This window comes from Shewanella sp. HL-SH8 (assembly GCF_051165765.1).
In the GTDB taxonomy this organism is placed as follows: domain Bacteria; phylum Pseudomonadota; class Gammaproteobacteria; order Enterobacterales; family Shewanellaceae; genus Shewanella; species Shewanella glacialimarina.
On the sequence record NZ_CP195039.1, the window covers coordinates 300,646 to 307,500 of the forward strand.

Sequence of the window (6,855 nt, forward strand, 5' to 3'; positions counted from 1 at the left end):
ATACGCTATGATGAAATACTATCGACTCACCAGGAAAACAACTCTGCGACCTTATGATTTATAAAAAATTCTCGTCTGAAAAAAAACTCAATACCCCAGAACAACAACGTTTTTGGCAAAGTGTTGAGCAAAGCCATTTTAGTCGTAAAGACGGCGTTAATATTGCCTACTGTCAGGTGCTGCAACCCGACACCAAACAGGCCATTGTTATTAGTAATGGTAGAGTAGAATCATATATAAAATACCAAGAATTGATTTTTGATTTATTTCAGCAAGGCTACAGCATCTTTGCCCTCGATCACCGTGGTCAAGGGCTTTCTGATAGACTAACACAGCAGCCGCATCAAGGGTACGTAGGAAAGTTTGAGGATTATGTCGATGACTTCTCGCATTTTATCGAACATATTGTCCAACCAACAAATCATCATTCTCTATCAATCATGGCACACTCAATGGGCGGCGCAATCGCCACCCATTATTTGCATAAACATCCAACTATTTTTGATAGTGCGGTATTGTCAGCACCTATGTTTGGTATAGCCTTACCGTTTAATACCAAGATGGTGTTATGGTTAGCCAAACGTCTTGATAAGACATCGGCAATAACGGTTGAAGGTAAAGTCACTAGTAACTATGTTCTTGGTGGCACAGACTATAATCCAGCCCCCTTTATCAGTAACTATCTAACACACAGTAAGCACAGGTATGAACACTATAGAGAATGTTATAGAAAACATCCTCAATTACAACTTGGCTCACCGACCAACCATTGGTTGATTGAAGCCATTAATGCAGCAGAGAGTTGTGCAGAATTAGCCAAAAGTTCACCAACACCAATCCTCATTTTACAGGCAAGTGAAGATACCATTGTCACGAATCAATCACAGGACAACGCACTGAGTGCACAATGTCATAAGGTCGTCATCCAAGGTGCTTATCATGAGGTCTTTATCGAAAGCGATAAACTAAGGAATAAAGCATTAAGCTATGCTATCAACTTTATTAAACAACACTCAAAGACAGCTGAGACTTAACTAATTGAATAATATCGACCTCACTTAAAGGACGGCTGAAAATGTATCCCTGGAAGCCATTACATTTAGCGTGAATTAAATTACTAAGCTGTGATTTAGTTTCAACTTGCTTAGCAATAACCTGATAATCCAAGCGAGAGGCTAATTCAACTAACGCACATAACAATATTTGTGAACTAGGATCTTGCTTATCCTCTACAACATAACAAGCCGCTAATTTAACCTGTGAAAAACTCACGCCTTGCAGTTGATTCAGCGAACATAAGCCCGAACCAAAATTATCTAAAGCAACATTTAGACCCATATTTTGAAGCGTAATAATTTTTTCTTTAACCAATTCGGCATTAACAGAGAAAACATCCTCATTTAACTCAAACTGCAATTTACTCGGATTCACCTTGCTGCTTTGAATGCGGTTTAATACCACACTTACAAAATGTTCTTGATGGAAGTGACGCGAGGATATATTTAAAGACATGATAGGTGTCGGCACACCTAATGATTGCAACTGATACAACACTTGACATGTCTTCTCAAGGATCCAAAGCTCTAATTCAAATATGAAATCCGATAATTCTGCAGCCTCTATAAATTTACGCGGACTAATAAAACCATGCTGTTGGTGATACCAACGTGGTAAAACTTCAACACTCATTACATGACCATCATCATCAACAACAGGCTGATACACTAAATTTAGCTGCTCTTGCGCTAGTGCAACTTTCAACTCGTGACTTAATTTAAAAGGTTGTATTTGACTATGATCAAGTTGTGGATGATAAATAGAACAGCCATTTGATCTTGGCTCTTTGGCATGTTCAAGAGCATTATCAGCCCTACCGAGTAGAGTTTGAGGCTCAAGTGACTCAACACCATCACATACTACAACTCCGACACGGGCTGAAATAGAAAGCTCTTGTTCGGCAACAGAAAAGCTTCTCCCAATTAACTGCCTGACCTCGCTAGCCAAAGCCAAGGCTCGTTTATTAGCGTGGCCAACTTCATTACCAAAGTTTTTAGCCAGTAAAATAAACTCATCAGCCCCTAAACGGGCAACAAAATCTGCTGATGAAAAAGCGCTTGATAACCTAGCGGCAATTTTCATCAATAATCGATCACCTAAATCAGCACCTAAGGCATCATTTAAAACAGCAAAATTATCTAGATTTATCAATAAAATAACAGAAAACTGGTTAACCTTCCGACTATGAACTTGCAAATCGTATAAGGAATCAGCCAATGCTTCACGATTAACTAAATCAATTAAGCCTGTATGAGCTTGTTTATCCTTATCAGACTCCGTTTTTTGAACTTTCACATCGCCTGATACATCCGTGATGGTACCAATAATTCGAACCGGTTTACCCTGTTGATCCCATTCGACTATTTTCCCTTTATCCAACACCCAAATATGTTTACCATCTTTATGCCTTAATCTATGAACGCTCTCATATTCAGTAGTTTTGCCATCAATATATTTTTGTAACGCATTTAATACATCTGCTTTTTCTTCACGGTGTAGTCGAGACTCCCAAACAGAATAATCACTATCCAACTCATAAGACTGATAGCCCAGCATATCTTTCCAGCGGTCTGAAACATAAACACTGCCAGTAGTAATATTCCAGTCCCATATACCATTACGCACACCTTCAACAGAAAATAGCCACCTCTGCTCAGCATCGTTTAATCGTTTTTGGTTACGCTTGAGCTTACCACTTACTTGCACCAAGTAATCTCTGAGTGAGGCAACCTCAAGCGAAGAACAAATAATTCCGCGCTGAAAATCAGAGGTATCAATATTTTTCGCTCTAAGACTTAAGCGGCTTAAGGGATGAATCCAAAACCAGTAGAGTAAAGCACAAAAAGCAATAAGAAATAATGAACCAACTCCCCATATTTGAACCGTCCTATTAAAAAGGGAATCCGATATTTGGGAGATCATTCCAGAAATATCATACTCGAGATATATCAATTCAACAGATTGCGCGTAGCTAAATCGATTGTTATCGGTTATAGGATAATAGCCCTGGATCGATAAACGGTCGAAATTGACTTGAAAATAGGGTTTATTGGATTGAATCACGCTTTTATGGATTGCGTTAGAGTAACCTTCGAGCACATTACTCGCATCACTCTCACGCCAAATAATATGATTTGCAAAATGAATAGTGCGGCTAGGATCCAAGATAACATAGACCATCATACTCATATCAGTAGAAATCAGAGCTACCTCTTGATCGATACGGCTAAAATCTTGCGCTTGTACTGATGACTCGATGACATGCCGCATACGAAATAGATCTTTTTTTAACTGCTCAGTCTGCTCTTCAGCAAGCTGCTGCTTGAGATCAGAATACTCATAGTAATATCCTCCAAATACCATGGCTAGGTGCATAGACAAGATACAAAATGGAATAATAAATGTGAGCGACAAATTCCGTATGTTAAACAAATGATATCCAAATCAGTAAAGCATTCCACATGCTAGCGGCAAAGCTTATAACAAGTAAAGAAATAGTTAGGGTTTTTATTGTAAATATAGGTCATAAAGTTATTGTTTATTAACAGCTTTCGACACCAATAATAATTTATTATAACGCGAATAATAATAAAAATTAATAACCGGAATTTAACTATAATAGCTATCGAATTTGAACTTAATTAGAAACATTATAGATTTTTAGTTTAAAGCCTATGTCTATTTCAGTTGAATAACATTCTATATTGCTCGAAAAAATACACAAAATACAAACGATAAGCATAAATTTTTCTAAATAAGCGTATATCCTTATATTCACCACATCACTGACATTCTCTAATATGATTGATTGATGTTAACCAGAAATCATAGATGTAAAAAAGCCCGTTGCATTAGTAACGGGCTTATCATTACACTTACGAGTAAATTAGGCGCCTGGAAATGACATGCTCAACTCTCAAACGTAAAAAAGCCCGTTACGTTAGTAACGAGCTTATCACTACTCTTGCGAGTAAATTTGGCGCCTGGAAATGACCTACTCTCACATGGGCATATCGGCCACACTAATACTATGCTCAAATGACATGCTCAAATCTCAAACGTAAAAAAGCCCGTTACGTTAGTAACGGGCTTATCACTACTCTTGCGAGTAAATTAGGCGCCTGGAAATGACCTATTCTCACATGGGCATATCGGCCACACTATGTATTATGCCATTTACATTAAATATGTGATCTAATTAGTTGTCATTTCCTTATTTCAGTATCGATGAATAATCTCAATCTTGCAGCATTAGTTAAATCTGAGAAAAGCGCACGTAAACGTATGCGTTATCTCGCCTTACTTCATTTTACCGAAGGTCATTCTCGTTCTGCTATAGCCAACATGTTGAAGGTCAGTAGAACCAGTGTAAATGCATGGGTTACTCATTATTTAACTCATGGCATTAGCGGCCTAGATGATAAACATAATCCAGGTCGACCCGCTCAATTATCGGCGAAACAACTGGTAAATCTGAAAGAATTTGTACAACGTCAAAGCTTGTCTGAGAGTGGCGGAAGATTGATGGCAAGAGATGTCAGTCTTTTTATTCAGTCTGAATTTGGCGTGACCTTTAAACAGTCAAATATCTACAGATTACTGCATCAATTAGGATTGTCATGGATAACGACCCGCTCTCGTCACCCCAAACAATCTCAAGATATTCAGGACGCTTTTAAAAAACTTCCAGCTGTCAACGATCCTTAACACCCCTGGTCATGTGGCGTTAGATCGCATTGATGTTTGGTTTCAAGATGAAGCCAGATTTGGTCAGCAAAATACAACAACCCGCATTTGGGCAACGAAAGGAACCCGACCACGAGCGGTAAGGCAACAACAGTTTGAATCAGCGTATTTATATGGCGCGGTGTGTCCGGCAACGGGTGCGACAGAGGCTATTATTGCCCCGCATGCCAATAGTGAATATATGTGGGAGCATTTAAAATTAATTTCAGAGGCTACCGAATCGAGTCGCCATGCTTTGGTCATCATGGATGGCGCAGGTTGGCATCAACAGGAGCTGACAGAGGACTTTGATAACCTTAGTATCCTTAAGCTTCCGCCCTATTCGCCAGAACTCAACCCTATAGAACAAGTGTGGCAATGGCTTCGTCAGAATGAACTCGCCAATCGTTGCTTTAGTGGATATGACGATATTGTTGAGCAGTGTTCCATTGCATGGAATCGATTTATTGCAGAGCCGGAAAGGGTGATTCTACTATGTTCTAGACGGTGGACAAAACTGACCAATTAATTAATGTAAATGGTATAAATTAGGCGCCTGGAAATGACCTATTCTCACATGGGCATATCGGCCACACTAATACTATGCTCAAATGACATGCTCAAATCTCAAACGTAAAAAAGCCCGTTACGTGAGTAACGGGCTTATCACTACTCTTTCGAGTAAATTAGGCGCCTGGAAATGACCTACTCTCACATGGGGAGACCCCACACTACCATCGGCGATACTGTGTTTCACTTCTGAGTTCGGAATGGGATCAGGTGGTGCCACAGCTCTATGGTTTCCAGACAAATTTGGTTTATCTAACGCCATTTAACTAGCATTAAATAATAATTCGGAAAGCTGATTACTTTATCTGAGTTTGAGTCTCGTCACACTATTTAAGCGTCCCATTCTAATACTAAGTCGTATCAGTAAAACCCATCTGGGTTGTATGGTTAAGCCTCACGGGTCATTAGTACAAGTTAGCTCAACGCCTCACAACGCTTACACACCTTGCCTATCAACGTAGTAGTCTCCTACGGCCCTTTAGAGAGCTTAAAGCTCTAGGGATGACTCATCTTGGGGCTCGCTTCCCGCTTAGATGCTTTCAGCGGTTATCGATTCCGAACGTAGCTACCGGGCAATGCCATTGGCATGACAACCCGAACACCAGCGGTTCGTCCACTCCGGTCCTCTCGTACTAGGAGCAGCTCCCCTCAATCATCCAACGCCCACGGCAGATAGGGACCGAACTGTCTCACGACGTTCTGAACCCAGCTCGCGTACCACTTTAAATGGCGAACAGCCATACCCTTGGGACCGACTTCAGCCCCAGGATGTGATGAGCCGACATCGAGGTGCCAAACACCGCCGTCGATATGAACTCTTGGGCGGTATCAGCCTGTTATCCCCGGAGTACCTTTTATCCGTTGAGCGATGGCCCTTCCATTCAGAACCACCGGATCACTATGACCTACTTTCGTACCTGCTCGACGTGTATGTCTCGCAGTTAAGCTGGCTTATGCCATTGCACTAACCGTACGATGTCCGACCGTACTTAGCCAACCTTCGTGCTCCTCCGTTACTCTTTGGGAGGAGACCGCCCCAGTCAAACTACCCACCAGGCACTGTCCTCAACCCCGATAAGGGGCCAGAGTTAGAACATCAAAACTACAAGGGTGGTATTTCAAGATTGACTCCACTCCATCTAGCGACGAAGCTTCAAAGTCTCCCACCTATCCTACACATGTAGGTTCAATGTTCAGTGCCAAGCTATAGTAAAGGTTCACGGGGTCTTTCCGTCTAGCCGCGGGTATACGGCATCTTCACCGCAATTTCAACTTCACTGAGTCTCGGCTGGAGACAGCGTGGCCATCATTACGCCATTCGTGCAGGTCGGAACTTACCCGACAAGGAATTTCGCTACCTTAGGACCGTTATAGTTACGGCCGCCGTTTACCGGGGCTTCGATCATGAGCTTCTCTTGCGATAACCCAATCAATTAACCTTCCGGCACCGGGCAGGCGTCACACCGTATACGTCATCTTGCGATTTTGCACAGTGCTGTGTTT

The 6,855-nt window shown here is 41.3% G+C and carries 3 protein-coding genes and 2 rRNA genes (1 of these 5 only partly in view); 2 read left to right on the forward strand and 3 right to left on the reverse strand.

The genetic code is table 11. The features are described 5' to 3' along the window. The first annotated feature begins 53 nt into the window (after positions 1 to 53). Positions 54 to 1,034 (forward strand): alpha/beta fold hydrolase, encoded by a 981-nt coding sequence (locus ACRWQN_RS01310; RefSeq protein WP_434939529.1) that lies wholly within the window; start codon positions 54 to 56, stop codon positions 1,032 to 1,034. On the opposite strand, the gene ACRWQN_RS01315 is transcribed toward ACRWQN_RS01310, so the two are convergent. After that, the gene (locus ACRWQN_RS01315; RefSeq protein ID WP_434939530.1) at positions 1,003 to 3,420 is read right to left on the reverse strand and encodes a putative bifunctional diguanylate cyclase/phosphodiesterase; all 2,418 of its coding nucleotides are present in this window, start codon (positions 3,418 to 3,420) and stop codon (positions 1,003 to 1,005) included. The genes ACRWQN_RS01310 and ACRWQN_RS01315 overlap by 32 nt on opposite strands. A gap of 864 nt (positions 3,421 to 4,284) precedes the next feature. On the opposite strand from ACRWQN_RS01315, the gene ACRWQN_RS01320 reads away from it, so the two are divergent. Beyond that, a protein-coding gene (locus ACRWQN_RS01320) for an IS630 family transposase (protein ID WP_434939531.1) occupies positions 4,285 to 5,311 on the forward strand; the annotation gives its coding sequence in 2 pieces (ribosomal slippage) (positions 4,285 to 4,740 and positions 4,742 to 5,311; 1,026 coding nt in all). Between the two features lie 163 nt (positions 5,312 to 5,474). Here the strand turns inward: ACRWQN_RS01320 and rrf are convergent. Continuing rightward, positions 5,475 to 5,590 (reverse strand): 5S ribosomal RNA (gene rrf / locus ACRWQN_RS01325). Between the two features lie 145 nt (positions 5,591 to 5,735). Next, positions 5,736 to 6,855, reverse strand: a 23S ribosomal RNA gene (locus ACRWQN_RS01330); it runs 1,783 nt beyond the window's last position.

Bases quoted from the DNA above. Each gene is read 5' to 3' on its own strand.
- ACRWQN_RS01310 (WP_434939529.1), top strand. From the start codon at position 54: ATGATTTATAAAAAATTCTCGTCTGAAAAAAAACTCAATACCCCAGAA.
- ACRWQN_RS01315 (WP_434939530.1), bottom strand. From the start codon at position 3,420: ATGGTATTTGGAGGATATTACTATGAGTATTCTGATCTCAAGCAGCAG.